This is a genomic window from Brevibacillus sp. JNUCC-41, from assembly GCF_014844095.1.
Classification (GTDB): Bacteria; Bacillota; Bacilli; order Bacillales; family DSM-1321; genus Peribacillus; species Peribacillus aracenensis.
On the sequence record NZ_CP062163.1, the window covers coordinates 408,376 to 434,535 of the forward strand.

At 42.7% G+C, this 26,160-nt stretch carries 25 protein-coding genes and 1 pseudogene; 6 read left to right on the forward strand and 20 right to left on the reverse strand.

Annotated elements, in window-relative coordinates:
• Positions 1-6: 6 nt before the first annotated feature.
• Together JNUCC41_RS02000 and JNUCC41_RS02005 are read left to right on the forward strand one after the other, a co-directional pair.
• Positions 7-768, forward strand: coding sequence for an ABC transporter ATP-binding protein (locus JNUCC41_RS02000; protein WP_192206140.1), 762 nt, complete (start codon positions 7-9; stop codon positions 766-768).
• Positions 758-2,704, forward strand: a complete 1,947-nt coding sequence (locus JNUCC41_RS02005) for an ABC transporter permease (RefSeq protein ID WP_192206141.1) — start codon at positions 758-760, stop codon at positions 2,702-2,704. Before JNUCC41_RS02000 ends, JNUCC41_RS02005 begins: the two co-directional genes overlap by 11 nt.
• Before the next feature lie 48 nt (positions 2,705-2,752).
• On the opposite strand, the gene JNUCC41_RS02010 is transcribed toward JNUCC41_RS02005, so the two are convergent.
• From JNUCC41_RS02010 to JNUCC41_RS02040, 7 genes and pseudogenes are all read right to left on the reverse strand, one after another.
• Positions 2,753-3,817: an NAD(P)/FAD-dependent oxidoreductase gene (locus tag JNUCC41_RS02010; protein WP_192206142.1), complete on the reverse strand. Its 1,065-nt coding sequence runs from the start codon at positions 3,815-3,817 to the stop codon at positions 2,753-2,755.
• Positions 3,818-4,037: 220 nt separating this feature from the next.
• A complete protein-coding gene (phnX, locus tag JNUCC41_RS02015; protein ID WP_192206143.1) occupies positions 4,038-4,814 on the reverse strand; it encodes a phosphonoacetaldehyde hydrolase in 777 nt (258 codons plus the stop codon).
• Positions 4,811-5,404 (reverse strand): annotated as a pseudogene (locus tag JNUCC41_RS02020) (aminotransferase class V-fold PLP-dependent enzyme); the annotation flags it as partial. The gene phnX and the pseudogene JNUCC41_RS02020, both read right to left, overlap by 4 nt.
• A 374-nt stretch (positions 5,405-5,778) precedes the next feature.
• On the reverse strand, positions 5,779-6,255 hold the full coding sequence (locus JNUCC41_RS02025) for a methylated-DNA--[protein]-cysteine S-methyltransferase (RefSeq protein ID WP_192206145.1): 477 nt from the start codon (positions 6,253-6,255) through the stop codon (positions 5,779-5,781).
• A 69-nt stretch (positions 6,256-6,324) separates the two neighbouring features.
• Positions 6,325-6,879, reverse strand: coding sequence for a bifunctional transcriptional activator/DNA repair enzyme AdaA (locus tag JNUCC41_RS02030; protein WP_192206146.1), 555 nt, complete (start codon positions 6,877-6,879; stop codon positions 6,325-6,327).
• Positions 6,880-6,902: 23 nt separating this feature from the next.
• On the reverse strand, positions 6,903-7,673 hold the full coding sequence (locus JNUCC41_RS02035) for an isocitrate lyase/PEP mutase family protein (protein ID WP_192206147.1): 771 nt from the start codon (positions 7,671-7,673) through the stop codon (positions 6,903-6,905).
• A 172-nt stretch (positions 7,674-7,845) separates the two neighbouring features.
• Positions 7,846-8,196: a hypothetical protein gene (locus JNUCC41_RS02040; protein ID WP_192206148.1), complete on the reverse strand. Its 351-nt coding sequence runs from the start codon at positions 8,194-8,196 to the stop codon at positions 7,846-7,848.
• A gap of 539 nt (positions 8,197-8,735) precedes the next feature.
• Between JNUCC41_RS02040 and JNUCC41_RS02045 the strand changes: the two genes are divergently transcribed.
• The gene (locus tag JNUCC41_RS02045) at positions 8,736-8,957 is read left to right on the forward strand and encodes a DeoR family transcriptional regulator (RefSeq protein WP_034309346.1); all 222 of its coding nucleotides are present in this window, start codon (positions 8,736-8,738) and stop codon (positions 8,955-8,957) included.
• Between the two features lie 86 nt (positions 8,958-9,043).
• Here JNUCC41_RS02045 and JNUCC41_RS02050 read toward each other — a convergent pair whose 3' ends face one another.
• On the reverse strand, positions 9,044-9,766 hold the full coding sequence (locus JNUCC41_RS02050) for a pseudouridine synthase (RefSeq protein WP_076364518.1): 723 nt from the start codon (positions 9,764-9,766) through the stop codon (positions 9,044-9,046).
• A 123-nt stretch (positions 9,767-9,889) separates the two neighbouring features.
• Positions 9,890-11,491: a putative polysaccharide biosynthesis protein gene (locus JNUCC41_RS02055; protein WP_192206149.1), complete on the reverse strand. Its 1,602-nt coding sequence runs from the start codon at positions 11,489-11,491 to the stop codon at positions 9,890-9,892.
• Positions 11,492-11,696: 205 nt separating this feature from the next.
• Between JNUCC41_RS02055 and JNUCC41_RS02060 the strand changes: the two genes are divergently transcribed.
• Positions 11,697-12,962 (forward strand): BaiN/RdsA family NAD(P)/FAD-dependent oxidoreductase, encoded by a 1,266-nt coding sequence (locus JNUCC41_RS02060; RefSeq protein WP_192206150.1) that lies wholly within the window; start codon positions 11,697-11,699, stop codon positions 12,960-12,962.
• Positions 12,963-13,077: 115 nt separating this feature from the next.
• Here the strand turns inward: JNUCC41_RS02060 and JNUCC41_RS02065 are convergent, their stop codons facing one another.
• The 3 genes from JNUCC41_RS02065 to JNUCC41_RS02075 all read right to left on the reverse strand — a co-directional run bounded on the left by JNUCC41_RS02065 (position 13,078) and on the right by JNUCC41_RS02075 (position 14,379).
• A complete protein-coding gene (locus JNUCC41_RS02065; protein ID WP_370662595.1) occupies positions 13,078-13,332 on the reverse strand; it encodes an MGMT family protein in 255 nt (84 codons plus the stop codon).
• Positions 13,333-13,406: 74 nt separating this feature from the next.
• Positions 13,407-13,967 (reverse strand): MEDS domain-containing protein, encoded by a 561-nt coding sequence (locus JNUCC41_RS02070; protein ID WP_192206152.1) that lies wholly within the window; start codon positions 13,965-13,967, stop codon positions 13,407-13,409.
• A gap of 241 nt (positions 13,968-14,208) precedes the next feature.
• Positions 14,209-14,379: a hypothetical protein gene (locus JNUCC41_RS02075; RefSeq protein ID WP_169803975.1), complete on the reverse strand. Its 171-nt coding sequence runs from the start codon at positions 14,377-14,379 to the stop codon at positions 14,209-14,211.
• Between the two features lie 109 nt (positions 14,380-14,488).
• On the opposite strand from JNUCC41_RS02075, the gene JNUCC41_RS02080 reads away from it, so the two are divergent.
• Positions 14,489-15,418: an SDR family oxidoreductase gene (locus tag JNUCC41_RS02080; protein ID WP_192206153.1), complete on the forward strand. Its 930-nt coding sequence runs from the start codon at positions 14,489-14,491 to the stop codon at positions 15,416-15,418.
• Between the two features lie 108 nt (positions 15,419-15,526).
• Here JNUCC41_RS02080 and JNUCC41_RS02085 read toward each other — a convergent pair whose 3' ends face one another.
• The 8 genes from JNUCC41_RS02085 to JNUCC41_RS02120 all read right to left on the reverse strand — a co-directional run bounded on the left by JNUCC41_RS02085 (position 15,527) and on the right by JNUCC41_RS02120 (position 25,425).
• Positions 15,527-15,712, reverse strand: coding sequence for a sporulation protein Cse60 (locus JNUCC41_RS02085; RefSeq protein WP_048682016.1), 186 nt, complete (start codon positions 15,710-15,712; stop codon positions 15,527-15,529).
• A 64-nt stretch (positions 15,713-15,776) separates the two neighbouring features.
• The gene (locus JNUCC41_RS02090; protein WP_192206154.1) at positions 15,777-16,859 is read right to left on the reverse strand and encodes a tartrate dehydrogenase; all 1,083 of its coding nucleotides are present in this window, start codon (positions 16,857-16,859) and stop codon (positions 15,777-15,779) included.
• A gap of 266 nt (positions 16,860-17,125) precedes the next feature.
• Positions 17,126-17,437, reverse strand: a complete 312-nt coding sequence (locus JNUCC41_RS02095; protein WP_034309364.1) for a rhodanese-like domain-containing protein — start codon at positions 17,435-17,437, stop codon at positions 17,126-17,128.
• Positions 17,438-17,551: 114 nt separating this feature from the next.
• Positions 17,552-18,886: an MFS transporter gene (locus JNUCC41_RS02100; protein WP_192206155.1), complete on the reverse strand. Its 1,335-nt coding sequence runs from the start codon at positions 18,884-18,886 to the stop codon at positions 17,552-17,554.
• 42 nt (positions 18,887-18,928) lie between these two features.
• A complete protein-coding gene (locus tag JNUCC41_RS02105) occupies positions 18,929-21,442 on the reverse strand; it encodes a PEP/pyruvate-binding domain-containing protein (protein WP_192206156.1) in 2,514 nt (837 codons plus the stop codon).
• 351 nt (positions 21,443-21,793) lie between these two features.
• Positions 21,794-22,822: an NADH:flavin oxidoreductase/NADH oxidase gene (locus JNUCC41_RS02110; RefSeq protein WP_192206157.1), complete on the reverse strand. Its 1,029-nt coding sequence runs from the start codon at positions 22,820-22,822 to the stop codon at positions 21,794-21,796.
• Positions 22,823-23,201: 379 nt separating this feature from the next.
• Positions 23,202-24,044 (reverse strand): aldo/keto reductase, encoded by an 843-nt coding sequence (locus JNUCC41_RS02115; RefSeq protein WP_192206158.1) that lies wholly within the window; start codon positions 24,042-24,044, stop codon positions 23,202-23,204.
• Between the two features lie 175 nt (positions 24,045-24,219).
• Positions 24,220-25,425, reverse strand: coding sequence for an MFS transporter (locus JNUCC41_RS02120; protein WP_192206159.1), 1,206 nt, complete (start codon positions 25,423-25,425; stop codon positions 24,220-24,222).
• 188 nt (positions 25,426-25,613) lie between these two features.
• Here JNUCC41_RS02120 and JNUCC41_RS02125 point away from each other — a divergent pair, with 188 nt between their 5' ends.
• Positions 25,614-25,985, forward strand: a complete 372-nt coding sequence (locus JNUCC41_RS02125) for a winged helix-turn-helix transcriptional regulator (RefSeq protein WP_192206160.1) — start codon at positions 25,614-25,616, stop codon at positions 25,983-25,985.
• The last annotated feature ends 175 nt before the right edge of the window (positions 25,986-26,160 follow it).

The window sequence follows — 26,160 nt, forward strand, 5'->3', positions numbered from 1 at the left end:
ATCCAAATGAATATATTAGAAGCGAAAAAAATCCATAAAATCTATGGTAATAAATTCAATAAACAAGAAGTATTAAAGGGTCTTGATATAAGCATACAAGAAGGTGAATTCGTAAGTATCATGGGTGCATCCGGTTCGGGAAAAACGACTTTGCTTAATGTCCTTTCCTCGATCGATAAAATCAGCAACGGCACCATTACAATCGATGGAAAAGTGATTTCAGGGATGAAAGAAAAGCAGTTGGCCGAATTTCGGAAGAACCATCTAGGCTTCATCTTCCAGGAATATAACTTATTGGACACCCTGACCGTCAAAGAAAATATCCTTCTGCCCTTATCCATTACAAAAACACCCCATAATGAAGCGGCACAAAGGTTTGAAGCCGTGGCGAAGGAACTGGGCATATATGAAGTGAAAGATAAATACCCAAATGAAATTTCCGGCGGTCAAAAACAGCGCACGTCTGCAGCACGGGCTTTCATCCATGACCCAAGCATCATTTTTGCGGATGAACCGACTGGGGCGCTTGACTCCAAATCAGCTTCCGATTTACTGAACAAACTGAGCGAAATGAATCAAAAGCGCAAAGCGACCATCATCATGGTAACCCACGACCCAGTGGCGGCCAGTTATTGCAGCCGAGTCATTTTCATTAAAGATGGACAAATATATACACAATTGAATAAAGGGGAACAATCCAGACAAACCTTCTTCAAGGACATCATGAAAACACAAGGTGTATTGGGAGGGGTTCAAAATGAGCATTAATCAACTCATCTTTCGAAATCTGAAGAAGAATTTGAAAAACTATTATCTGTATGTGTTTGCCCTGGTCTTCAGCGCTTCTCTTTATTTTGCCTTTGTCACCTTGCAATATGACCCATCGCTGGATGAAGTGGAGGGTACGGTGAAAGGGGCCGCCTCCATCAAGGCTGCATCGATCCTGCTTGTTGCGATTGTTTCCATATTCCTTTTATATGCCAATAGCATTTTCATAAAAAGACGCAGTAAGGAAATTGGCTTATTCCAATTGATAGGCATGACCAAGAACAGGATATTCCGGATCCTGAGCGTGGAAAACCTGATCCTGTATTTCTGTTCCGTATTCCTGGGAATCTTTGTAGGGTTTGCTGCATCAAAATTAATCATCATGATACTGTTTAAAATAATGGGTGTCCAGGCGATCGCGACCCTAAAATTTTCTTTTCAGCCGCTTGTTCAAACCATTCTTGTTTTTAGCGCCATCTATCTTTTCATCATGTTGATGAATTATGCCTTCATTAAAAGGCAGACCATTCTTTCATTATTTAGAGTGACTTCAATGACGGAAGGAAAAGTGAAAAAGGTTTCGATGTTCGAAATGATCATCGGGATATTCGGAATCATCCTGATCATTGCCGGCTATGTCGTCTCATCCAAATTATTCGATGGAGCTTTTTCAGAGATGACCGAGCTTTTTATGGCCATGGTCTTCATTTTAGGAACCGTCATCATCGGTACCTACCTATTCTATAAAGGATCCGTAAGCTTCATCTTTAATATCGTCCGTAAAAAGAAAAATGGCTATTTGAACATCAATGAAGTATTGTCCCTTTCATCCATCATGTTCCGGATGAAATCGAATGCGGTATTATTGACGATCATCACGACCGTTTCCGCTCTGGCGATTGGATTATTATCATTAAGCTATATCTCCTACTACTCAGCGGAGAAGAGTGCACAAACCTATATCCCCACCGATTTTTCAATGACGGATACGGAAGATGCAAATGCATTCAAGAAAACATTATCAGACAGTAAAATTGATTATGACGAAAAGGTGATCGATGTCATTCAAGTGGATGTCAATGTAAAGGAAGTAATGGAAACCAGCCTGGAAGGAGTGAACTTCGATCCGGATATCATGACCGTTCCCGTCATCAGTGATGAAGCTGTTAAAGGAATCAACCTCGCCGAAGATGAGACCCTTTTCAGCGGATACAGTAATATGATGGAGAAGGTCATGTCCTTGAAGGATTCCGGAAAGATTGAACTGAAGGGCAAACACGAAGTGATTCCGCAAACATACATGGGATTGAATGATGATAGCATCCTGTCCTATTACTTCACGAGTGGCGGAATGCCCGTTGCCATTGTAGACCAAACGATATTCGACCGTTTGAAAAAGGATATCGACCCGAAAATCCAAAAGGTTTCATCTGTAAATATCGGCATTGATGTGAAGGATGAAGCTGAACTTGAAAAAGCGAATGATCTATTCAATAAAATGAATTTCAAAGAAGAACATGTAAATGATTCCCAATTAGAAATGTTCAACAACCAGAAGAAGAATATGGGCCTTATCATGTTCATCGTCGCCTTCTTGGGATTAACCTTCCTCATCACATCCGGTTGCATCCTCTATTTCAAGCAAATGGATGAAAGTGAAGGTGAAAAATCCAATTACACCATCTTAAGGAAACTGGGATTCACACGAGGTGACTTGTTAAGAGGAATCCAAGCAAAACAAGTTTTCAATTTCGGCATTCCTTTAGTCGTCGGGCTGCTTCACAGTTATTTCGCAGTCCAATCAGGATGGTTCTTATTCGGGACCGAAGTTTGGACACCGATGATCATCGTTATGGCATTATATACGGCATTGTATTCGATCTTCGGAATCCTATCCGTATTCCATTACAAAAAGGTCATCAAAGAATCTCTATAGGTGCTAAAAGCTCCAGGGCCCTGAGGCCCTGGAGCTTTTATTTCCCCTTTAAAGTACCCCAGCCGGTTTCATCATTTCCTTGATCAATTCCCTGTTGCGCTTTTTAAAGATTTCATTATGGGAAGATACCATCCCCACTCCGTGAGCGTCAGGCTGGATATATTGCTTTGCTTTGTTTACGGCATTTGCTGCATCTTGAAAAGTACCTGCTATCAGGTTCAATTTACCTTCATGCTTAAGGATATCACCGGCAGCGTATATTCCATCCATCGAGGATTCACTTGAAGAAGTGCCCTCAATATAATAATTGTCGGCTATGGCTATATTCACTTTACTATTTCGAAGCAGCGATGTATCCCGCTCATAACCATGATTGATGATGACTTCGTCGATCGGCAAGTAAGAAACCTCTCCCGTTGCGTGATTCGTCAGTTCAACATGCTCAATTGATTCATGATCAGCGCAGGCGATCAGTTTTGTAATCGTCGTATTCAAGAAACAAATAGCAGAGCTTTCCATCAATTGCCTTGCTTGTGATTCATGACCTGCTAAACTATCTTTCCTATATGTCAGATACACCTTTTTGGCGATGGGCTCCAATTCGTTTGCCCAGTCTATAGCCGAATTCCCGCCGCCTGAAATGATCACCGTCTTATCCTTGAATCGATTGAAAGACTTAACAGTATAGTTTAAATTGGAGACTTCAAACCTTTCTGCCCCGTCTATTTCCAGCTTTTGCGGATTCAGGATTCCGCCGCCAACCGCGACAATGATCGTCTTGGAAAAGTGCATTTTACCAGAAGCCGTATGTAAAACGAAGATACCTTTTTCATTGCGTGTGATGGATTCCACTTTTTCATTCAAGACGACTGTTGGATTGAATGTTAAACCTTGCTCCACCAGCTGCTCAATCAATTTCTCCCCAGTTGTGGGTGTCAGCCCTCCAACATCCCAAATCAGTTTCTCCGGATAGATATGAATTTTCCCGCCTAGCCTTGGCTGGTATTCAATCAGTTTAACTTTCATTTCTCTAAGTCCGCTATAAAAAGTGGAGTAAAGGCCTGCTGGCCCTCCCCCAATAACCGTTACATCAAATAAATCTTGCTGTTCCATTTACGTCCACTCCCCGGTAATCAATTGTTATTGATTATCATTCTCATTTAATGGTACACTCTTTTTTCACTTTTTACAATAAGCAGTGAAGGTTAATTTCAAAAAAACGTAATGAATGAGATAGAAAAAAGCCAAGTAATGATGTTCAGGCAAGCGAAAAAAAGTGCAGCATCTTTCCTACTCAAGGATGAAAGATGCTGCACTTTTCTGGCACTGAATATTAGCTTGAATGAGGTCTTTTCCCTTCTGTTATAAGAAGGTTGATCCGATCTATGAGTTCAGGCAGTTCCTCGATCGTTTTGATGGTGAAGTCTGCCCCGTTTTGCATAAAGGTGTCTGCCGTTTTAGAGATGAGATTTTGTTTATCTCGTTCTGGTAAACTTGTATACTCATTCAAACTCAATCCCATCTCGGAGCTTCCGACAATGATTCCGACCGACCATACCCCAGCATTGACTCCCTCCTGCATATCGGAAACGGTATCTCCTACCTTCACTACCTTCCATGATGCGGTTAACTTCAATTCTTCCATATTCCGATATATCATGTAAGGATAAGGCCTTCCAATTGAATGGGTTGCATCCGGGGCGACATGGAAATCCGGCCGATACCCTTTTTTCAAAGCATTTGGTACGACGACCTCCATCATTGTATCCGTATAACCCGTTGTCGACCCAATCTTCAGGCCACGATTTCTTAACGCTTCCACTGTCTCGATAACCCCTGGAATGGGATCTGTATAATCCGCCAATGACATCATCAGTGCCGGTTCGAATTCAGCATATAGTTTTTCAACGTCTTCCTCATTAAATGGCCTTCCGTATTGTTCCTCCCATAACGAAGATATCCTTGGCATGGTCAGCATCGCACGAATATGGTCGATTTTCAGCATGCCCATCGGCGCTCTGGCTTCTTCCATCGTCACGTCCAGTCCAGCATTTTTAAATATATCAGCTGTTCCAGCCCAATCCAAAATGATTCCCTCTACCTTATTCATACTGTCACCACTTTCATATATTTTTCTACGATCATGCCAAGTTCCTCGATATCTTCTTCATGGATTTCACCAATATTGCCGATTCGGAATGTATCTATGTCAGTCAGCTTTCCGGGGTATATTACGTAACCCCTCTCTTTGATGAAATTGTAGAAGTCCCCAAAATCAAAGGCATCATCAGGAAAGAGGAATGTTGTAATGATGGGTGATTGTTTATCAGGTGAGATATACGCATGAATGCCCAATTTACCCATCAGCCCCCTCAGCCTATCATTATTATTTTTATAGCGGGCGAATCTGGCTGGAATGCCGCCTTCTTCCGTTAATTCTTCCAGCGCTTTAGCAAACGCGGCCACTACATGTGTCGGAGATGTGAAACGCCATTTTCCATCCTTGTCCATCTCTTTCCACTGATCATATAAATCCAGGGACAAACTGCGGGCATTGCCTTCACATGCCAACAATTTATCAAGCTTCGCAATGACGAAACCAAAACCAGGGATTCCTTGAATGCATTTATTTGCACTGCTGATCAAATAATCAATTCCGAGTTCAGGTACATTCATCTCCACTCCGCCAAAGCTGCTCATCCAGGCACTCGCTTTCCGCGGGCGGTCCGGAAGCCTCCTTGGCGCTTTTGCGCCTGTGGGGTCTCCCCTGGACTCGCTTTTCCCGCAGGAGTCTCGCACACCAACTCCAATCAAATTTGTTTTAAAAGATAGAACCCCTTTTGTCTACAAACTAGATAATAAAGGAGAATCGGAATACTCTCACCCCTACCATGATTTTAAAGGAAATCAGGCTCATCCCGAACCATGTTTAAGATTAAATTATCCTTTATGTTTTTTTACTGTAATCCCTATTGGATTGAAGAAATTTGCGACACTCCTGCCGAATTACTGCTAGACGAGACCTCGGGGGAGCTGGTTTGGTCCGTCGATCCCATAAAGTTTAGCCAAGTATCCTACTTAAAATTCCTTTCATGCTGAAGGAGCCATTCCTTTCTCCATAAGCCACCCGCATAACCGGTTAATTTCCCATTTGAACCTATTATCCGATGACAAGGAATCACGATGCTTAACTTATTCCGGCCATTAGCGCTCCCTACTGCCCTTATGGCTTTTTCATTACCGATTGTAACGGCGATGTCTTTATACGAACCCGTGTTAGCGTACAGGATTCCTGTTAAGGCATTCCACACGTTTTTTTGGAAGATGGTCCCTTCAAGTAAATAAGGAAATGTAAATTCCCTGCGTTCACCTTTGAAATACTCATCAAGCTGATGAAAGCACTCCACCAAAACCTTGGGTGTTTGATCTTGCATAATATTTATCTTTATATCCCTTTCAGCGAACATTATGGAACAGATGGCCTCATTTGTTCCTGATACCTCGATTATTCCAATCGGCGATACATAATCTAATTTAACTAATTCACCCATATAAAGACCTCCTAGATAGAAGGAAGCAGATGCCTGCCTCCCACCCCATTTTTTTCAATTCCCCTTTTCCTACATGTTTCGATATTCACTGGGAGAACAATGTTTCAAACGGCGAAATACCTTATAAAAGTTCGAAGGGCTTTGGAATCCTACTTCAAGGGAAATCTCGAGATTCGTTAGACTTGTGCTTGTTAGAAGAAATGCCGCTTTATCGACTCTTATTTTTTCCAAATAGGAACGGGGAGTTTCTAATGTTTCCTTTTTGAATAGCCGCTCCAGATAATAGGAACTTACACCGACATGGTTAGCAATATCCTTTAACTCCACCTTTTGGTTATACTGATTTACCAGAAAAGCGATGACATCTCTGACAAGTCGCATCTGCGGGGAATCATCAACTTCCGGTTGGCATCTTTTGCAAGCACGGAAGCCAGCCTTTTCGACTTCATCGATATCATGATAGAATTTCACATTTATTTTTTTCGGCTTCCTTGACCTGCATGAAGGGCGGCAGTATATTTTTGTAGTCTTTACAGCCGTAAAGAATAATCCGTCATATTTAGGGTCGCAGGCAATGATTTTCTCCCACATTTCTTCAAAGGAAAGATTGATAGCATCAGCCATTATACTCCGCATCCTTTCAGGTTTTAGTTCCCATATAAATGTGAGGTGTCATTTAGCTCTACTATTCGTGCTGTATCTCTTTCTAACAATGCAATGACTTTATCGGATAGGGAATTTCCGAAACTGAGACGTTTCACGCCTAATTCTTCAAGCTCTTTACCATTCGTTAATCCAGGCAAAGATAATACATTAAGGGGGGCACCTATATTCAAAGTGATTTCCTTTATTTCATCATAGTTCGTTAATCCAGGGATGAATATTCCGCTTGCTCCACTCTCCACATACGCTTTTGCCCGCTTTATTGTTTCCTGAAGAGGATTTTCTTTTTGAAAATAAGTATCTGTTCTAGCATTGATGTAAAAACCCTCATACCCATTGTTATCCAATGATTCTCTTATTTTTACTAGTAGGCTGCAGTGTTCGGATATATCTCTTAGCCCTTTTTGTTTTTTGAGCGAATCCTCAATATTGATCCCGGCAACACCGACGTCTGCCGTCCTTAACACATTATCGACAATCTTTTCTGCGGTTTCACCATAGCCTGCTTCAATATCCGCAGTGACGGGAATTTTCACATTATCCGCAATAAGCTTAATGATACCTAAATGTCTTTCAAAATCAATCAATTCGCCATCAGAATGACCAAGGGAGTTGGCAATTCCACAGCTTGTCGTTCCAATTGCCTTGAATCCTGCTTTCTCGAGAATCAAGGCCGATAATAAATCCCAGGCATTCCCCAATATCAACAGGTCGTTCGAAAAGTGTAATTCATTGAATTCCTTTATGTTAGTCATAATATTTGCTCCTAAAATTTATTTGTTCTCATTTTAACAATCAATCCGGCTCCAAATCGTCCTCATTATTGCTCTTATGGTCCCTTCATATAATGGTTGTGCCGGGTTCCCGTTTAACGGTTCCGAACAAATAAAAAATGCCCTTTCATACCGGGGCATTTTCATGAACCTATTAATTTACGAATAGATATAACTTTCTATGATATTCCACAAATGCCTGTTGGTCCTTTTCCGTGAAGTCCATCCATTTTACTTTCTTGCATCTTTCCTCTAATCTCTCATTCAGTTCATCTTCTATTTCATTCATGAAACGAATGATTTCCCCGTAGGGCATATTGAAATGACGGGCAGCGAGCCTTGGCGGTGAATGCTTGACAAGCAATCTCATGAATTGATCGACCGTGTCCGCCTTCGATGCAAGATAATCTTCTTCGTTCACGATGAATTCATACACTTGTTTTTTGACGCCAGAAAGTCTGGTTACTTCGTCGCGCAATAAAAACTCCATTAATCTTTCGTTCATATGGCTCTACCTCGAATTGGTTTATATTTAAATCCTTTTAGATATGTATGAAAAAACTATACGGCCCGATACCTCATTATGACATCGTAACCGCAAGCCATCAAGCACCTATTCATACGCAAAGCGTAATAATTACGATTTATAATCATTTTACGTAAAGTAATATGTACATGCCATAAAAGTCAACGTACGTGTTGTGTGACATCTCGAATCTCGAAATGCATATTATGCTTCCTGTATTGGCAAAATAAGATCAAGAACAAATGGAACAACTCTTTATTAATTTTGTATATGTATAAAGAATAATTTTGTTAAAATTTGATATAATAAATGTAATATTTAGTCAATTAGTATTTTTCCCTAGAATTTGCTTTTGCAAAGGGGTAGAATGAAGCTAATGACATCTTATTTTTTCTAAATGTTTCCGAGGAGTTATAGGGTGGGTATAGCAAGTACATAGTGACAGCTGAAATGCTGTCCGACATATCGGTTGTTTTCATTTGTTCAAAATAACAATGAAAAGAATAAGGAGTGATTTTTTGAAACCTTCAACAAATCGCATGTTAACCCGTATTAAATCCGTTTATATGTTCATTAGTAATAACGGTACGGTTTCTACTCAAGAGCTTGTAGAAGAATTTGGCATCACTCCTCGAACTGTGCAGCGCGATTTAAATGTCTTAGCATACAATGACCTTGTTCAAAGCCCAAGCCGAGGCCTTTGGACGACAACAAGTAAAAAGGTGAAGATGTCATCGTAAAAAGAACGACCACCCGAACAAGATCGATATGTAAAATACTTTGAGGCGGACAATTTTTTGTCCGCCTCATTTTTTGTTTCCACATATCATTCAGCCGGTTGGCCCGCCTTTAACTGTTCAAGCTCCTCCGCCGTCAACTCACGGTATTCACCAAGCTCCAGTTCCTCATCAAGCTGTAAACTCCCCATGGAAAGACGTTTAAGATAGACGACACGTTTGCCAACGGCCTCAAACATCCGCTTCACCTGATGGAACTTCCCTTCCATGATCGTCAGCTCGATATCGGATGTCAGACCTGATTTTAAAATGTTCAATTCACCTGGTTTTGTTTCGTATCCATCATCCAAGGTCACGCCATTGCGGAATGCCTCGATATCCCGTTCCGTCACTTCGCCATCAATGACCGCAAAATATGTTTTAGGGACATGTTTCTTCGGGGACAGCAGTTGGTGGGCAAGCTTTCCGTCATTCGTGATCAGCAATAAACCTTCTGTGTCCTTATCAAGACGGCCTACAGGAAATGGCTCGAAAACTGAATCTTCCGGCTCCAAGATGTCGATGACCGTTTCTTGATAGTTGTCCTCCGTTGCCGACAATACGCCTGGCGGTTTATTCATCATTAAATAAATGAATTCCCTGTATTCAACCCGTTCACCATGAACCGTCACGATTTCCGTATCAGGGTCCACTTGTTCCTTCGGGTCCTTGAGCAGCCTGTCATTGACCTTGACGGCGCCGGATTTCAGGAGCTTTTTCACTTCTTTCCTGCTGCCATAACCAATATTGGATAAAATCTTATCAATTCTCATCATTTCCTCCTAAAGCCTTTTCCATAAAAAGCCTTGCCCACTTTAATGACAGGCAAGGCCACGATATTTTAATTTGGGGATTCACCATTCAATACCCTTTTTTTTACACATCAAACTTCCAGCTCATAATCCTAATTTAGCTTTTAACCGATCGATCCGGGCACCGAACAAACGATGGGCAAGTTTGCTTTTCAGGGAAAGCGCCGCATAAATGAGCGCTCCAAGAATTGCACAAACGGCCACGATCAAAATCGCCTGGAATCGCCCTTCCGTTGTAAGCCACAACGATAATAAACTGTTCATGCCCCATGCAGCCAGTCCCATTATCACTGAAAAAACGGAAATCAAAACGGATCGTCTGATGGTAAGGCTGTAACGATATCCAGTAAAGTAGGTAATGACATACAAATTCAGCAACACAGCAGCCAAATAGCCGAATGCCGTAGCATAAACGGATCCTTCCGTTTCAAACATCTTGATTAACGGGATATTCAAGCTCAATTTGATTAAAAAGCCCAAAAGCAGGCTGAGCACCGTATATTTTTGCTGATTGATCCCTTGTAAAATCGCCGCCGAAACGGAGAAAAGCGCAAACAAGATGGAAACGGGCGCATATGCCTTCAGGACACTGATTCCGAGTGGATCATGGCTGTAAAAGGCACTATAGATCGGATCGGCCAGCACCGACATGCCAACGACCGCCGGAATCGTAATGAATAACAAAATTTGAAAAGCTTGGTTCAGCTGGCGGTTTAACTCTTCCGAATCCTCGCTTACATATGCCTTCGTCACCGAAGGGAGAAGCGCCATTGAAAACCCGGTTGCAAGCGTCATCGGAATCAAGACAAGCTTCTGGGCATATACATTCAACACCCCAAGGGCATCTTCTGCGACATGCTGCAACCCGATGGACGACATCGCCTTATTGAAAGATAATAAGTCCGCAAACTGAAACATTGGCATCGCGATTCCGACGAATATGAAAGGAATCGATGATAGAAATATTTCTTTATAGATTTCCTTCAGGGAAATTTCCATCGTCCCCCGGTCTTTCTTCATCAAGCTGTCCAAATATGGTTTTTGTTTTTTCCAATACCAAAATAACACCACTAAACCGCCGACAGCCCCGACCGTCGCCGCGAAGGTAGCTATTTGGATGGCTCTCACTAACTCTCCATCAAGGACATTCAAAACAACATACACACCGGCCAAAAGGAACACGATGCGGACAATTTGTTCGATTACCTGAGATATGGCCGTTGGCTCCATCGCCTCATGACCTTGAAAGAAGCCGCGGATGATGCTCATGAATGGTACAAAAATCAAGGCGAAGCTGACTGCCCGTATGATCTCCGTGACATCTTTGACATCTTCCTGCCTGACCCCAAAGACCCCAGTGAACATCGGTGCCATCGTATAGAGAATCAAAAAAGCGAGAAAACCGGTGACAAGCATTAATTTCAGGCTCGATTTAAATAACTTCTCACCGACGGCGTACTCCTCGAGCGCATTATACTTCGAAATGAATTTAGAAACAGCAAGCGGCATGCCTGCCGTCGCAAAGCTAATGAAAATGGTATATGGAACGTACCCATATTGATAGAGGGTTGCCCCTTTATTCCCAACCATATGTTCAAATGGGATGACGTAAAATAAACCAAGTACCTTGGAAATGATCGCTCCCAGCGTTAATATAAAAGCCCCTTTTAAAAACTTAGATGACATCTAATCCCTTCCTGCCTCTGTCAGTTACGTTTCACACGCTCTTTATCTTATCATATTAAAGTATTTTTTCTATAGAAAACTACACTCAAGTTTATCGTTTTCGAAGATAATACACAAACAAATAATTCCTTTTTTTCTACATTCGCAATCTGACGGGCTCTTGCTATATAATGAAGGGACTGAAAATGATAAAGTGGTGATCAATTTGAAATATGATGTAGTGGTAATTGGCGGCGGTCCTTCCGGATTGATGGCAGCAATAGCTGCCGGGGAAAAAGGGGCACATGTCTTGTTAGTGGATAAGGGCGAGAAGCTTGGCAGGAAGCTAGCCATCTCGGGCGGCGGACGCTGCAACGTGACGAACAGGCTCTCAATCGATGAAATCATTCAGCATATCCCTGGAAACGGGCGATTTCTATACAGCGCTTTCTCAGAGTTCAATAATGAAGACATTATTCAATTCTTTGAAAAATTGGGCGTGGCCCTAAAAGAAGAGGACCATGGCCGGATGTTCCCCGTCAACGATAAAGCGCAAAGTGTCGTGGATGCCCTTCTGACGCGCCTGTCTAATTTAAAAGTAACGATCTATAAGAACTCTCCAGTGGCGGAAGTTCTCTATGAACATGGAAAAACAAGCGGCGTCCGGTTAAAAGATGGACAGACCATCGATACAGGTGCAGTCGTGATTGCAGTCGGCGGGAAATCAGTTCCCCACACCGGTTCGACCGGAGACGGCTACGCATGGGCTAAAAAGGCGGGGCATACGATTACCGAACTGTTCCCAACTGAAGTTCCCGTACTTAGCCAGGAAACATTCATTAAAGATCGAACACTCCAAGGTCTCGCACTTCGCGATGTTTCATTGAGTGTCCTTAACCCAAAGGGCAAGGCCCTGATCACACACCAAATGGATATGCTCTTCACCCATTTTGGCGTCTCCGGTCCAGCTGTTCTAAGATGCAGCCAATTCGTCGTGAAAGCGATGAAAAAATGGAACCTGTCGGAAGTGACAATGAAACTCGATGCCCTGCCGGACCGAAACAAGGAAGAGGTCTTCCAAGACATCATGAAGGAAATCAAGGCAGAACCGAAAAAAGCCATTAAAAATACTTTAAAAGGTTTAGTTCCTGAACGATACCTTCACTTTCTGCTTGAGCGAAGCGGCATCGACCTTCAAGAACAAGGAGCGACGATATCAAATGAAAAGATCCGCCACCTTGCAGAACTATGCAAGGACTTCCAATTCGGAGTACACGGCACCCAGCCTCTAGAAAAGGCCTTCGTCACGGGCGGGGGCGTATCCGTCAAAGAAATACACCCAAAAGAAATGGCATCCAAACTGATGGCCGGACTGTATTTTTGCGGTGAAATTCTGGATATACACGGATACACAGGCGGCTATAATATCACATCGGCATTAGTAACCGGAAGACTAGCCGGTATGAATGCTGCCATGCATGCCCGTTCATAATTCCTAAAAAGAGGCTGATCCGCTTGGATCAGCCTCTTTTTAATTCGATTTCGTAAGTCCGTTACTTGGGTTTTTCGTCCGCACCCGTGCCGCCTCTTTTATCTGGCTTTCCCGTTTAAAATATTTCTGGATGATAGCGAAAAGCTTCGAGGTCAATGGTATTCCGTTCCGTGAATGTGATGCCTTCACTCTCGAGCATCGCCTTCTGGTGTTCTGCGGCGCCCTCCACTTTTATGCCGATTTCTCCCTTGGCATTGATTACCCGGTGCCAAGGAAGGTCATGTTTTTTGCTGCTTGAATGAAGGATCCTTACGACCTGCCTTGCACCTCGCGGACTACCGGCGAGCTGTCCGATTTGACCGTATGTCATCACTTTACCGGAAGGGATATGTTTAATGATAGTAATTACCCGTTCAGTAAAACTTTCCAAATGGTTCTCCCCTTTTATCCGTTTACTAACATCGTGATTTTTTCATCGGTTATCAGGACCCCATGATGCTTGATCAAGTTTGTTTTAAGCTCGGCAGGTATTCTGCAGTCATCGTATGCACAAACGGAAATCAATCCACGTTCCTCGATCGGTTTGTCGATTCCTTTTTCATATTCCCCTATCGCTAAGCTTGCTTGATCGTCGTGGCCCCATTCAACGTGGCCCCAAGTCCGCACGTGCTGATTGCGTTTAGTGTATATATCGATATTTTCCAAGAAATAATTAACCATAGTCGAAGGATGGAAGTCTCCATGAAAACAATAAAAATCAAAATTATTGATAAGATGCACTTGCTCCAATTGCTCCTCGTTTAAATGAAGCTGCAATTTCTTATACACGAAAGGAAAGATACGGTCATTTTCGACGACCAGGATATGGTCTCCCTGTTCAACACCGGCAATGATGAAAGTTGCCTCATTTTCAATGTAGGCTTCCAATTCATTAAAACAGTATAAAATATGGCCACCATCCGATTGCTGTATATCTTCTAGTAGTTGTAACATTTTATTATCCAAATTGGCTCTCTCCTTCAAATACACCAGTCCGCACTGTGTATTATGTATAACTTTAACCATTATCTCCGTATTTGTAAAATTCATAGAAGAATATAGTCAGTTCTTCCTAATGTCATCTGCTTTGATTGGGAATTTTCGTTGAGTCGAATGGAGGCTGCATTTAGTCCACTCATTGAAAGACCAAGGCAGCCCAATTCAGCGGACTCCGTTCTTCATCCATTTTCCCTTTTGATGGTAACCTTTAAATCACGGGATAATACGGCACATATCGCGGGTTATAATAATAGGGCGGTCTTGGTCCGATAAGCGGCAATTCGAAGGTATTTGGGTTGGAATCATATAACAACTCCACTTTTTCATCCGATTGTTCGACCAATAACAACTTCACTTCTTCGCTATAATAATAGGGCATATCGAGGCCTCCAAAAACTTTTTTCTCCCCTTCAGCATATTCGCGCTGCACGGCATATACCTGATCATCATAAAGTAACCGGACTAAATTCTTTTTTAGGAGGCCCCCCATGGCAGAAGATAAGAAAAAGAAATCATCTGGTAAAAGCTATCCCATGCATCCGAATTATGGAAGGATCACCCGTTATCAAGACGTTCCCGTCACGGTTCCTGAGCAACGCCAATTCCGCCAGCCAGGTGTAGAAAAATTAATGGTGCCCAGGCCCATCATCGAAAATCCCAATTACAGGGGCAGCGGGAAACTAACCGGAAAGGTCGCATTGATAACTGGCGGGGACAGTGGGATTGGAGCTGCGGCTGCCATCGCTCTTTCTAAAGAAGGTGCAGATGTTTCCATCGCTTATCTGGATGAACATGAGGATGCCAATCGGACTAAAACGAGAATTGAAGAGCTTGGACAACGTTGCTTACTGCTGCCTGGTGACTTAAGGGATAAGCAGCAATGCATCCATATCGTGGAAGACACCATCGAAACATTCGGAAAGCTCGATATTCACTGTAACCACGTGGGTATTCAATTTCAGCAAATAAGCTTGCTTGATATTACGGATGAGCAATTCGATGATACCTTTAAAGTCAATATCTATTCCCATTTCTACACGACCCGTGCTGCCCTTCCCCATTTAAAAGCTGGGTCCTCCATCATTAATACATCTTCTGTCGTGACGTTTAATGGGAATAAGCAATTAATTGATTACACGGCTACTAAAGGGGCCAATATTGGTTTCACACGTGCCTTGGCAAACAGTCTTGTCGATCAAGGCATCCGGGTGAACGCCGTTGCGCCCGGAAGGTTTTGGACACCGCTCATCCCGGCAAGTTTCTCGGCAGACGAAGTGACACAAGTCGATAACCCGATGGAGCGTCAAGGACAGCCATTTGAACTGGCTCCCACCTTTGTCTATCTCGCTTCCGATGATTCCCGTTTTGTGACAGGACAAACACTTCATGTCAACGGCGGGGAAGTGACATCGTCGTAATCTCCCACATCGAATATACCTCCGCCCACACGAAAAAAGACTACCTTGGATTGCCCGCCTTGCAGCAATAGGTAGTCTGATATGAATGATGGAGTTGCCGGCCGGCCTTTATTTTTTCTTATAAATGATCATCGCACTGAAACAGTAAATCTGTTCCTCTTCCTCTTCACCTGTAGTGGCGACATTATATTTGATATCGACGATCTGATTATCGCGGATGTCTTCAAGGAAAAAGTTCATTTCGTCCTCTAGATCCTTTTCATGCTCATAATCAAATAATTTGACTTGTATCATCGGCTCTCCCCGCCCTTTTACTATAATGATAGTTATTGTGCAGGATGCCCATTTTTCATGATGTTTATACTTGATTTGTTTGTAACGCGGATAATATTGCAACAACTTCATCCCCGACTTCTTCTGTAGAAGCTGCCCCGCCCATATCAGGAGTCAGGGCCTTTTTATCGACCATCACCTGTTCGATCACGTCCAAAATTTTTGCACCCCAAATCTCATGCCCAAAGAAATCGAGAATCTGGCTGGCGGACCATATGGCCGCAAGTGGATTCGCGATGCCTTGATGTGCTATATCCGGGGCTGAACCATGAATCGGTTCGAACATCGAGGGATAAATCCGTTCCGGGTTTAAATTGGCACCAGCCGCCAGTCCCATCCCGCCTGCAATGGCAGCACCTAAATCCGTGATGATGTCACCGAATAAATTGGAGGTGACGACGATTTGAAAGCGTTCGGGCTGTTTGACAAAATACATGCTTGCCGCGTCGACCAGATAGGAATTCGTTTCTACTTCCGGATACTCCTGTCCAATTTCTTCAAAAACCTGATCCCAAAAAACCATTGAATAATTCAATGCGTTCGCCTTGCTTATGCTCGTTAGCGTCCTGCCCGTCTTACGCGCCAGTTCATACGCATAACGGATGATCCTCTCCGTTCCTTTTCGGGAAAAGACTCCCGTCTGCAGTACCACTTCTTCCGGCTTACCTTTAAAAAGCCAATCACCGGCGCCGGAATATTCCCCTTCACTGTTTTCACGGATGACAACCATATCGATTTGTTCACGAGTCACGTCTTTTAATGGACAGGGTGCACCTTGAAGCAATTTAACGGGTCGGACATTCACATATTGGTCAAATCCCTTTCTGATCTTCAGCAGAAGTTCACGTAACGAAATATGGTCCGGGACACCAGGATAACCGACGGCCCCAAGATACACGGCGTCAAACTTCATCAGTTGATCCAGTCCGTCGTCGGGCAGCATTTTGCCGTGCTCCAGGTAATATTCACAGCCCCATGGAAAATAGGTGAACTCGAAAGAAAAATCCCCGGCAATTTCAGCCACTTCCTTAAGTACCTTTACCCCCTCATTAATCACCTCAGGGCCAATCCCATCACCCGCAATGACCGCTATTTTATGAACATTCATTCTTCCACTCTCCTTTTTCTATATTTTCTGATTTCATTACCTAATTTTAACATACCATTTTTGCATTCCCGTCAAGGGGGGTATACAGAAAAAAAGAGTCCTTTCATGATGAAAGGGCTCTTTTTTTCACGTCTTCAAATATGCGCGTCTTTCCGCATAATCACGGCATTGTGAACAAACCATGATCTTTTTTCTCTCTTCATTCAAATAAGCCGTCACATTCTTGGATTTACGCTTACAAAAGTGACAGGTCTTTTTGAAGAACTTCACTTAACGATGACTTCGCCGTCCCATTCAAGCATTCCGCCAACCATGTTTGCCACTTTATATCCTTGTTCCTGAAGATAATGGCATACATTTTCACTGCGGCGTCCTGAACGGCAGATAAAAATATATTCTTTTTCTTTATCAAAATAGTCAAGGTTCGCCGGGATATCATTCATGCGGATATGTTTCGCGCCTTCGATCATTCCCTCTTGCACTTCTTCGTCTTCACGAACATCGACAAGTTCCATCGCTTCGCCTGCCTCAAGCTTAGCTTCCACTTCTTCAGTTGTAATGATTTTGATTTCTTCCATAATTAGCACCTCGAATTATCATTTGATTTATCTTTTTCATTATAGCAAAATTTCCAGTTTAACATCACGTAATGGATTCGTTGATGAAAATTCCCTCATGCCATGTATTTATTTTCAGAAATTATCTTCTACACTCAAATTTTTATTGCTTCTAAAAACCATCCTGGTTAAAATGGCTCCTAACACTGCCGCCACTATCAGGATACCGAAAAGGATCGAATAATTGGCGATGATCCCTATCAATGTAGATGAGATGATGCTCCCGAAATATCGAAAGGTCGAAAAGATTCCCGATGCCGAGCCCGATGCGGATTCCTCCACGGCTTCCAGGGAAGCGACCTGCATGCTTGTAAGCCCTAAACCGATAGCCAACCCATTCACGATAAGTGTGACGGCTAGATACAAAATCGACTGGAATTGGATGACGAATAAGAATAATAGATTCGTTAACACCGTGATGGCGAATGAAAGGAATATGACCTTTTCCGAAGGGTATTTCCGATTAAGCTGTCCGCCTATCATATTGCTAATAGCCATTGAAATGGAGAACAGTGATAACATGACACCGCTCATGGAAGCCGAAATATCCATTTTTGTGGTCATGATCAGCGGCATGACCAACAAAATCGCATACATCGTGAAATTATTGATCAATACAGATAAATTGGCATTCACGAATATAGGACTCTTAAATAAGCTAAAGTCTATAATCGGGGATGGGACAGACCGTTCTTTCCGTATGAATAATCCCAGGAAAAGAAGGCTCCCCATACCGAGTACGATGTACATCGCCGTTGATTCTGCATGAGTTAAAGTAATCAATAAAGTGATCGTAACGGCTAAATAAATGGAACCGATAATGTCCAATGGCTGTCGGGAATGCTTTTTCTGCAGTTTTGGTAAAAGAAAAAGGCCTCCAGCAAGTGCCCCCAATAAAAAAGGGACATTAACCAAGAATATCGCTTTCCAACTGGCTACAGCAATCAAAAGCGATCCTATCAATGGACCTACCGCTGCTCCCAGACCCATTCCCAACCCGAAAAATCCCAACACCCCCGGGAGCCGCTCACGTGAAACGGTCTGCCGAATAAGGGCAACGACATTCGGGATCAGCAATCCGCCCCCTATGGCCTGCAGTGACCGAAAAGCGACAAGCATGCCTATATTTAGCGCAAGCCCGCATCCAATCGAGGCAGCAAGGAATAGTAATATGCCAATTATATAGATTTTACGATTGCCATATATATCCCCAAGTTTACCCGCAATCGGCTGGGTAACGGCCATTACAATGAGATAGATGGTAACGACCAATGTGACACTGTGGATATCCAAACCGTAAAAGTCTGAAATCGAGCCCAGTGCTATCGAAATCATCGTTGAATTGATCGGTACGAGAAACGCCGCCATTAAAGTAAAAATGATCATCAGGAATTCTTTCTGTCTGCCCATTCTTTCACCTCAGTCCTTCAAACAACACTTTGTTCTACTTGCTCATCCATCGATAATCGTAACGGTTCCCGTATTCCCATCGACTATGACACGATTTCCATCTTTTAAGCGATCCGTTCCTATTTTTGTCCCTAACACTGCCGGAATCCGATATTCCCTGGCAATGATCGCAGAATGGGACAGCATGCCGCCTGTATCGGTAATGATTGCTTTTGCATCCTGGAAAAAGGACGTCCAGACTGGTGTCGTGTTCCTGCAGACCAGAATATCTCCTTTATTAAAATGAGAGGCTTCATGCATACCGGATATCACCTTGACTTTTCCTTCGCATACTCCTTTGGATGCTGAAATTCCTTTAATCGTACTCGCCGTATTTTCCTTGTTTTCTTCCAATGAGCCAAACACCATTTCCACGAAAGCACGCTCTTCATCCGTAGGTTCCCCAAAATATGATGGCGTTTTCATTTTACCCTGTAAATCATATTGCCTTTTCCGTTCCAATACCGTTTCCCTTAAAGAGTGTGGGGCATCCAAAGCGGATATGACCTCATCTTTATATAAAAACCAAATATCTTCTGCGTCATCCAGCACGTTCTGCTCAACTAAAAGCTCACTTACTTTCAATAAGTATAAACGTGCCTTTGCATCGAACATGGCATCAATATAAAAATGATGATCATCCGTGATTACAGCAGCATCCAAGACCATTTGGTAATATTTTTTAAATTCGTCCCGCTCAGCAGAATCTTCAATTCCATTTAAAAACCTTTGGTATATCCGTTTCCCGTCAGCTACTGCCGTTTCGAATTCTTTATCGAAATCATATCCATTGATGATGAAATTCTTAATGATTTGCAGTACATGCTCAGGATTTTCAATCCAGGTTTCCCCAACGAAATCATGTGCCTTAAGGCATCTGTACCCGTAAACATTGACGAAATTATCAACACGTTCCAGAAAATCCTTCCCTTTTCCAAACGCGCTCAGATCCCGGGATAAATTTCCTTCATCAGCATCCATGATCACCTTCAGCAACTGAGGTTCATTTTTCGCTTTCAAAGATAATTGCCACAGTATTCGATCGGACTCCAGTGACTTATTCATCACTCCAGCCATGGATTGGTAGAGTTCATGGGGAGGTTCGGTCCCCAGCAAGCTTTTGAATAGCCGTTCAAGTTTAATAGTAATACCCGCAAGCGGAAGGACGATCATGAAATGCCAGTAATAGACCTCTTTGAAAAAACCTTCTAACTCACCCAACCCTCTTATCGCTTTTGCTGCCGTGAATTCCATCGAAGTTTCTTCATCCATATATCGATAAATCGGCAATAAATGATCATGGATAATATCATGCATCCTGTTCGTCAAATCTGGATACAAGTTCTCCATAAGCTTTTCGTTTTCCATGAATAATTGCTGTGGGTCCGTTTCTAGGTGGATTTGCTTTCCGTAATAATACCCGTTATGGACTTTCATTTGGATGTATCCCGACGGTTCCCTGAGTTCCTCTGCCGCTTTAGCCATTCCTTGATAAAATGGCTGGGTGACTATGGATGCGAATAACGGGGAAATTGGATCAGGAAATCTTGAATCTATCAAAAACCAAAAGTCCTCCTTATCAGTCCGATCCAAAATAAATTCTTTCCTGGCTTCTGGAATGACTTCAGCGTCTTCGATCAACGTTGTAATCGGGCGAGCTTGCAAGAGATATACCTTTTGATCTTGAATGGCGAATTCCAAATCGACAGGATGCCCATAATGCTTCTCCACCTCCAGTGTCAATTCGGTCAATTGTGTAAGCAGCGCATCATTGAGGCAATATGCCTCCTGTTCCGCTTTTGTGGTTTCCACTTCTAACGTGCCTTTGGAGCCGGTAACTATTTTCAGCTCTTTGCGGCCCTTGATTTTCTCGATCTTCGTACCATCACGTTTAGCCAAATAGGTATCAGGTGTCACGATACCAGATACCACCGCCTCCCCGAGCCCATAACTGGCATTTATCACTATATGATCTGTATTGTACGTAACGGGGTCCTGGCTGAAAATCACTCCTGAAACATCTGAATGTATCAGACCTTGGACCACAACGCCCATTGATATTTTTTCAGCATTTTCATGAATGGTTTCGGTATATTGCCGAACCCGGTTCTCGAAACAGGAAGCCCAGCAGCCTTTTACCCTTGATAGGAATTCTTCATCCGTTTTAACATTCAGGTATGTTTCATACTGACCGGCAAAGGATGCCCCTTCCAGGTCTTCTGCACCCGAAGAGGAACGGACTGCCACCGATGCATAGTCTTCCCGCAGCTCATGAAAAGAGCTCAACAGGGTGCTTGACAAATCATCCGGGATGCTCGCCTCCATAATCTCGGCCTGGATGGCTTCACTTTGTAAATCCAGTTCATTTCTTTCCACGAAGTGCATAAATGAATCATTGCTAATGACAAACCCATTTGGCACGGGCATGCCCAACTTCGTCATTTTAATTAAATGTAAAGCTTTTCCCCCTACGATTTCTTTGGACTCAGCAGCATTTTCAAATCGCTCTGTATACATATTCGCTCCCCTTCCATCACGTTGAATATCCAAGAATGAGAAATACCCATTTATAGGTATAAATCCCACTCTTAACCATAAAGGAAATCCTGTTACATTGCATTTGAAAAGGCTTACACTAAATTCCATGACGGGCATTGCTTTCGCAATGATTCTTAGGGCTTTATTGCCATTTTCCCGAATGATCGATCGCAAAAATGCAACAAACTATTCAATTTTATATTTATTTACATTTATTAAGTAAATACATCAAATCCAATCACAACGAATAATCCCTACAATAGTCACAATGGGGCCTGAATGAAAAAAAGCCGGCGAATATAATATTCGCCGGCGTTTTAAAAATCGATATCAATGCTTGAATCCTAGTTGATATTGTTTAGGGATCTCCGTTTTTATATTCAAAGATTTAGATGCTTCAAGTGCCCAATAAGGGTTTCGCAGCATTCCTCTGCCGACGGCAACCAAATCGGCTTCTTCATTGCCAATGATTGAATTTGCTAGAATCGGATTATCTAATCGACCTACAGCAATCACGGGGATATCCAAAGCTTTTTTGATTTCCCTCGCCAACGGAGTTTGATAGCTAGCATGCGTACCCGGTCTTCCGTCTGCTCCAATCGGGCCTTCTCCTCCAGAACTTACATGGAACATATCGACTCCTGCTTCTTTAAAGACTTGTGAAAAGGCAATGCTTTCCTCAATGCCATACCCGCCTTCAACGTACTCTTTTGCAGAAATGCGCATGATTAAAGGCATGTCGGCAGGCATTTCGCTTTTCACTGCTTTAATGACTTCCACTCCGAATTTGGTCAGGTCTTTTCCATATTCGTCATCACGTTTATTCGTAAGCGGCGATGTGAATTGGTGGATTAAATATCCGTGTGCACCATGTAATTCGATTACGTCAAATCCTGCTTTAACAGCCCTTCTGGCCGATGCCCGGAATTTATCGACCATCTCCTTCACTTCTTCCGTTGCTAAAGCTCTTGGTGTTTTGTACGTTTCATCAAACGCAATGGCTGATGGTGCTACAGGAGTTTCGGCATCTTCCGCTTTACGGCCTGCATGGGCAATTTGTATCCCGATTTTTGCACCGTATTGATGAACTTCCTTAACGATGCTGGAGAAAGCTCCAATTTGGTCGTCGGACCATAATCCAAGATCACGATTCGAAATGCGCCCATCAGGCTCAACATCGGTCATTTCCACGATAATTAATCCCGTGCCTCCAACTGCCCTGCTTACATAATGTTGCTGGTGCCAGTTTGTTGGTATACCATCTTCCGCTTCGACGGAGTATTGACACATCGGCGGCATGACGATCCTATTTTTAAGTTCAAGTTCTTTTATGCGATAAGGTGAAAATAAATCATTCATATTTTTTATCTCCTTTTTCATATAATGCATGCACATGCATTTATATCATTTGATTAATTCTGTGTCAACTAATCAGATTCCCGAATCTTTCATTGTAAACGACATCATCTGTTGGTACAGCATTTCCATCCCCACCAATGCGGAGATCCAATAAAAAAAAGCGGTTTTCGCATACTTTGTTGCTATTTACCAAGTAAAGCGGTGTGGTTGATTTCCACTCCAGATGCTTGCTTTTTGAGGGCGGTGCTCCCGCAGGAGTCTCGCACTTGCGCTCCAATCAACCTTAAATCGTTTTGTTTTAAAAACAACAATCTTTACGAAAAAAAAGCCTATAAAAAAAGAGAAAGACGGATATCCCGTCCCTCTCCTTCATACTTGATTAAAAGTCGAAATTATCAGGATCTGGACCAACACGGTGATTTTGATTCAATCCATCAATTTGGTTCATTTCCTCTTCCGTCAATTCGAAATCGAATATAGATGAGTTTTCTACAATACGATGTTCTTTAGTGGATTTAGGAATCGTTACAATCCCATTTTGGATATCCCAGCGCAAAATGACTTGTGCAACTGATTTGCCATGCTTGGTCGCAATTGCTTGTAAATCATCATTATCCAGAAGTTCACCTTGCATCAATGGTGACCATGCTTCAAGCTGTATCCCTTGTTCCTTACAGAATGCCTGAACTTCTTTTTGAGTTAAACGCGGATGGCATTCCACTTGATTGACCATCGGCTTCACTTCTGCATCCTCCATTAAATCTTTAAGATGGTGAATCTGGAAATTGCTCACACCGATCGATTTTACTTTTCCTTCTTTATAAAGAGTTTCCAACGCTCTCCAGGCTTCTTTATATTTTCCTTCCACTGGCCAATGGATAAGATATAAATCCAAGTAATCCAAGCCAAGTTTCTTTAAGCTTTTTTCGTATGCCGCAATTGCTGATTCATATCCTAAATCGGCATTCCAGACTTTTGAAGTTACGAATAAGTCTTCCCTGGAGATTCCGGCTTCTTTTATGCCCTCACGAATCCCTTGTCCGACCCCTTCTTCATTTTCATAAATGGCAGCCGTATCGATACTGCGATAACCATGTTTAATGGCCACTTTAACTGCATTTACCAGCTCCGGCCCTTCTTCCACCTTAAATACACCCAATCCGAACCAAGGCATTTTAACGCCATTATGCAACGTTGTTGTATCTTGTAAATTTTTCACCATTATACTCTACCTCCAAATTTTTTCTTCATTGTTTTTTAGGATCATAATGCGCTTATGTATCAGTATCATTACATCCCTTCAAGGAACCTTCCAACCTTCGCTGAAGGGATGCAATGATACTTGGTTATTGATACTCTAAACGCATGGCATGCCTAACATGCATCACTTTTTCAATCTATGCTATTTTGTCAATTCCCTTGGAACGGTCTTTACTTTCCAGGGCACGGCTCCAAGCTGTTAAAATCACTGCTGCAAACACCATGACCCCACCTATCCACGCTGTATGGATCAGTCCGATTGAATCCGTAATCACCCCTCCCAAGTAGGCACCAATGGCGATTCCCGCATTGAAGGCGGCAATATTGATGGCCGATGCCACATCCACGGCACTCGGCACGAAACGCTCCGCTAACATGACGACATACACTTGAAGCCCCGGAACGTTCATGAATGCAAACAATCCCATTAAAATGATCGTAATTAAACCGGCAATCTTAAACGGTGCCGTGAAAGTCAAAGCCACAAGTACAATGGCTTGTATAAGAAACATATAGAATAGGGCATTAATAGGATTGCGATTGGCGAATTTCCCGCCAAGGGTATTTCCTATTGCTATTGCTACTCCATATATTAGCAAAATCAAGGCCACAGTTCCTTCTTTAAACCCTGTCACTTCCTGAAGTAATGGCGACAGGTACGTGAAGACAACGAATGTACCACCATACCCTAATGCTGTAATGAAGAATACTAGCAGCAATCGGCCATTCGTCACCAATTTGATTTGATCACGGAATGTGGTCCGTGCAGCCTTTCTTAAATCGGATGGAACCAGGATGCCGTTTCCGATGAAAGCAATCAAGCCGATTGCCACAATGATGATGAAAGCGAATCTCCAGCCGAATTGCTGACCGATGAAGGTTCCAAAAGGAACTCCGGTCACCGTTGCCACCGTCAGACCTGTAAACATGATGGCGATGGCACTCGCCCTGCGGTTTTCAGGGACCAAATCAGCTGCAATCGTAGCGCCGATCGACATGAAGATACCATGTGCAAGCGCTGAAATGACACGAGCGATCAATAATACACCGACCGTGGTCGCAGAAGCCGCTAATGCATTTCCGGCAATGAACACGACCATTATCCAAAGCAATAAAGTCTTTCGCGACATATTCGATGTCAGGGATGTCAGGATAGGTGCCCCGAACATGACCCCCAAGGCGTATAAGGATACCGTCAATCCCGCCGTCGTCACTGTAATGTGTAAATCTTTAGAAATGAGCGGCAATAATCCCACGCTGATGAACTCTGTTGTTCCTATTGCAAAGGCACTGATCGCTAAAGCCAGCAATGCCCATGTACTTCTATTATTATTTGAAATCATATCCTCTTCTCCTTCTTGTCATTTTGTACTATCATTGAAATTGCCTTAGCAACTTTTTTTATAAAGGGTACAGTGGAATTCGGCGTGCAAATGTTATTATGAGATATAATGCAAATAAAAAACAGTACGTACTTTAAAGTGATATAGGCACCTTTTAGTACCTATAAAATAAGGAGAGTATGCCAATCATGCAAAAAAAGAAATACAATATATCAGTTGAAGCGACACTGGAAGTAATGGGCGGAAAGTGGAAATGCGTCATCCTCTGCCATCTGACCCACGGAAAAAAGCGGACCAGTGAATTGAAGCGCCTTATGCCGAACATCACCCAAAAAATGCTGACCCAACAATTGAGGGAGTTGGAAAAGGACGAAGTCATCAATCGTATCGTTTACAACCAAGTCCCCCCTAAAGTGGAATATGAACTTAGTGAGTATGGGCAAAGCCTGGAAAGTATCCTATCCTCACTATGTACGTGGGGGGAAAATCACATAACCAGAGTGTATGGAGATAAGTTTTCCGTTCTCGAGGAAAGTGTATTGAATGATCCATTGAAATAATTCCAAACAAAAAGATTAGCTCGAAGCGGCTAATCTTTTTTTGTATATATTGAATGTCCCTGATTTAACTTCCGAACAATAAATTTCACCACCGTTTTACCCCCTCTTATTTTTGGTATAATATGTAATGAACAACTTAAAATTTTTTATTTTTTAAACGAAGAAGTATAATGAT

Excerpts from the sequence above, each read along its gene's own strand:
- JNUCC41_RS02055 (WP_192206149.1), bottom strand. The coding sequence starts at position 11,491 with ATGTCATCTAAGTTTTTAAAAGGGGCTTTTATATTAACGCTGGGAGCG.
- JNUCC41_RS02025 (WP_192206145.1), bottom strand. The coding sequence starts at position 6,255 with ATGGGTGAATTAGTTAAATTAGATTATGTATCGCCGATTGGAATAATC.
- JNUCC41_RS02095 (WP_034309364.1), bottom strand. The coding sequence starts at position 17,437 with ATGGAAGAAATCAAAATCATTACAACTGAAGAAGTGGAAGCTAAGCTT.
- JNUCC41_RS02090 (WP_192206154.1), bottom strand. The coding sequence starts at position 16,859 with ATGAATGTTCATAAAATAGCGGTCATTGCGGGTGATGGGATTGGCCCT.
- JNUCC41_RS02075 (WP_169803975.1), bottom strand. The coding sequence starts at position 14,379 with ATGCCCTATTATTATAGCGAAGAAGTGAAGTTGTTATTGGTCGAACAA.
- JNUCC41_RS02010 (WP_192206142.1), bottom strand. The coding sequence starts at position 3,817 with ATGGAACAGCAAGATTTATTTGATGTAACGGTTATTGGGGGAGGGCCA.
- JNUCC41_RS02030 (WP_192206146.1), bottom strand. The coding sequence starts at position 6,879 with ATGGCTGATGCTATCAATCTTTCCTTTGAAGAAATGTGGGAGAAAATC.
- JNUCC41_RS02110 (WP_192206157.1), bottom strand. The coding sequence starts at position 22,822 with ATGAATGATTTATTTTCACCTTATCGCATAAAAGAACTTGAACTTAAA.
- JNUCC41_RS02115 (WP_192206158.1), bottom strand. The coding sequence starts at position 24,044 with ATGGTGAAAAATTTACAAGATACAACAACGTTGCATAATGGCGTTAAA.
- JNUCC41_RS02100 (WP_192206155.1), bottom strand. The coding sequence starts at position 18,886 with ATGGGCAGACAGAAAGAATTCCTGATGATCATTTTTACTTTAATGGCG.
- JNUCC41_RS02005 (WP_192206141.1), top strand. The coding sequence starts at position 758 with ATGAGCATTAATCAACTCATCTTTCGAAATCTGAAGAAGAATTTGAAA.
- JNUCC41_RS02050 (WP_076364518.1), bottom strand. The coding sequence starts at position 9,766 with ATGAGAATTGATAAGATTTTATCCAATATTGGTTATGGCAGCAGGAAA.
- JNUCC41_RS02000 (WP_192206140.1), top strand. The coding sequence starts at position 7 with ATGAATATATTAGAAGCGAAAAAAATCCATAAAATCTATGGTAATAAA.
- JNUCC41_RS02120 (WP_192206159.1), bottom strand. The coding sequence starts at position 25,425 with ATGATTTCAAATAATAATAGAAGTACATGGGCATTGCTGGCTTTAGCG.
- JNUCC41_RS02035 (WP_192206147.1), bottom strand. The coding sequence starts at position 7,673 with ATGACTAACATAAAGGAATTCAATGAATTACACTTTTCGAACGACCTG.
- JNUCC41_RS02125 (WP_192206160.1), top strand. The coding sequence starts at position 25,614 with ATGCAAAAAAAGAAATACAATATATCAGTTGAAGCGACACTGGAAGTA.
- JNUCC41_RS02065 (WP_370662595.1), bottom strand. The coding sequence starts at position 13,332 with ATGACATACGGTCAAATCGGACAGCTCGCCGGTAGTCCGCGAGGTGCA.
- JNUCC41_RS02080 (WP_192206153.1), top strand. The coding sequence starts at position 14,489 with ATGGCAGAAGATAAGAAAAAGAAATCATCTGGTAAAAGCTATCCCATG.
- JNUCC41_RS02085 (WP_048682016.1), bottom strand. The coding sequence starts at position 15,712 with ATGATACAAGTCAAATTATTTGATTATGAGCATGAAAAGGATCTAGAG.
- phnX (WP_192206143.1), bottom strand. The coding sequence starts at position 4,814 with ATGAATAAGGTAGAGGGAATCATTTTGGATTGGGCTGGAACAGCTGAT.
- JNUCC41_RS02040 (WP_192206148.1), bottom strand. The coding sequence starts at position 8,196 with ATGAACGAAAGATTAATGGAGTTTTTATTGCGCGACGAAGTAACCAGA.
- JNUCC41_RS02105 (WP_192206156.1), bottom strand. The coding sequence starts at position 21,442 with ATGTATACAGAGCGATTTGAAAATGCTGCTGAGTCCAAAGAAATCGTA.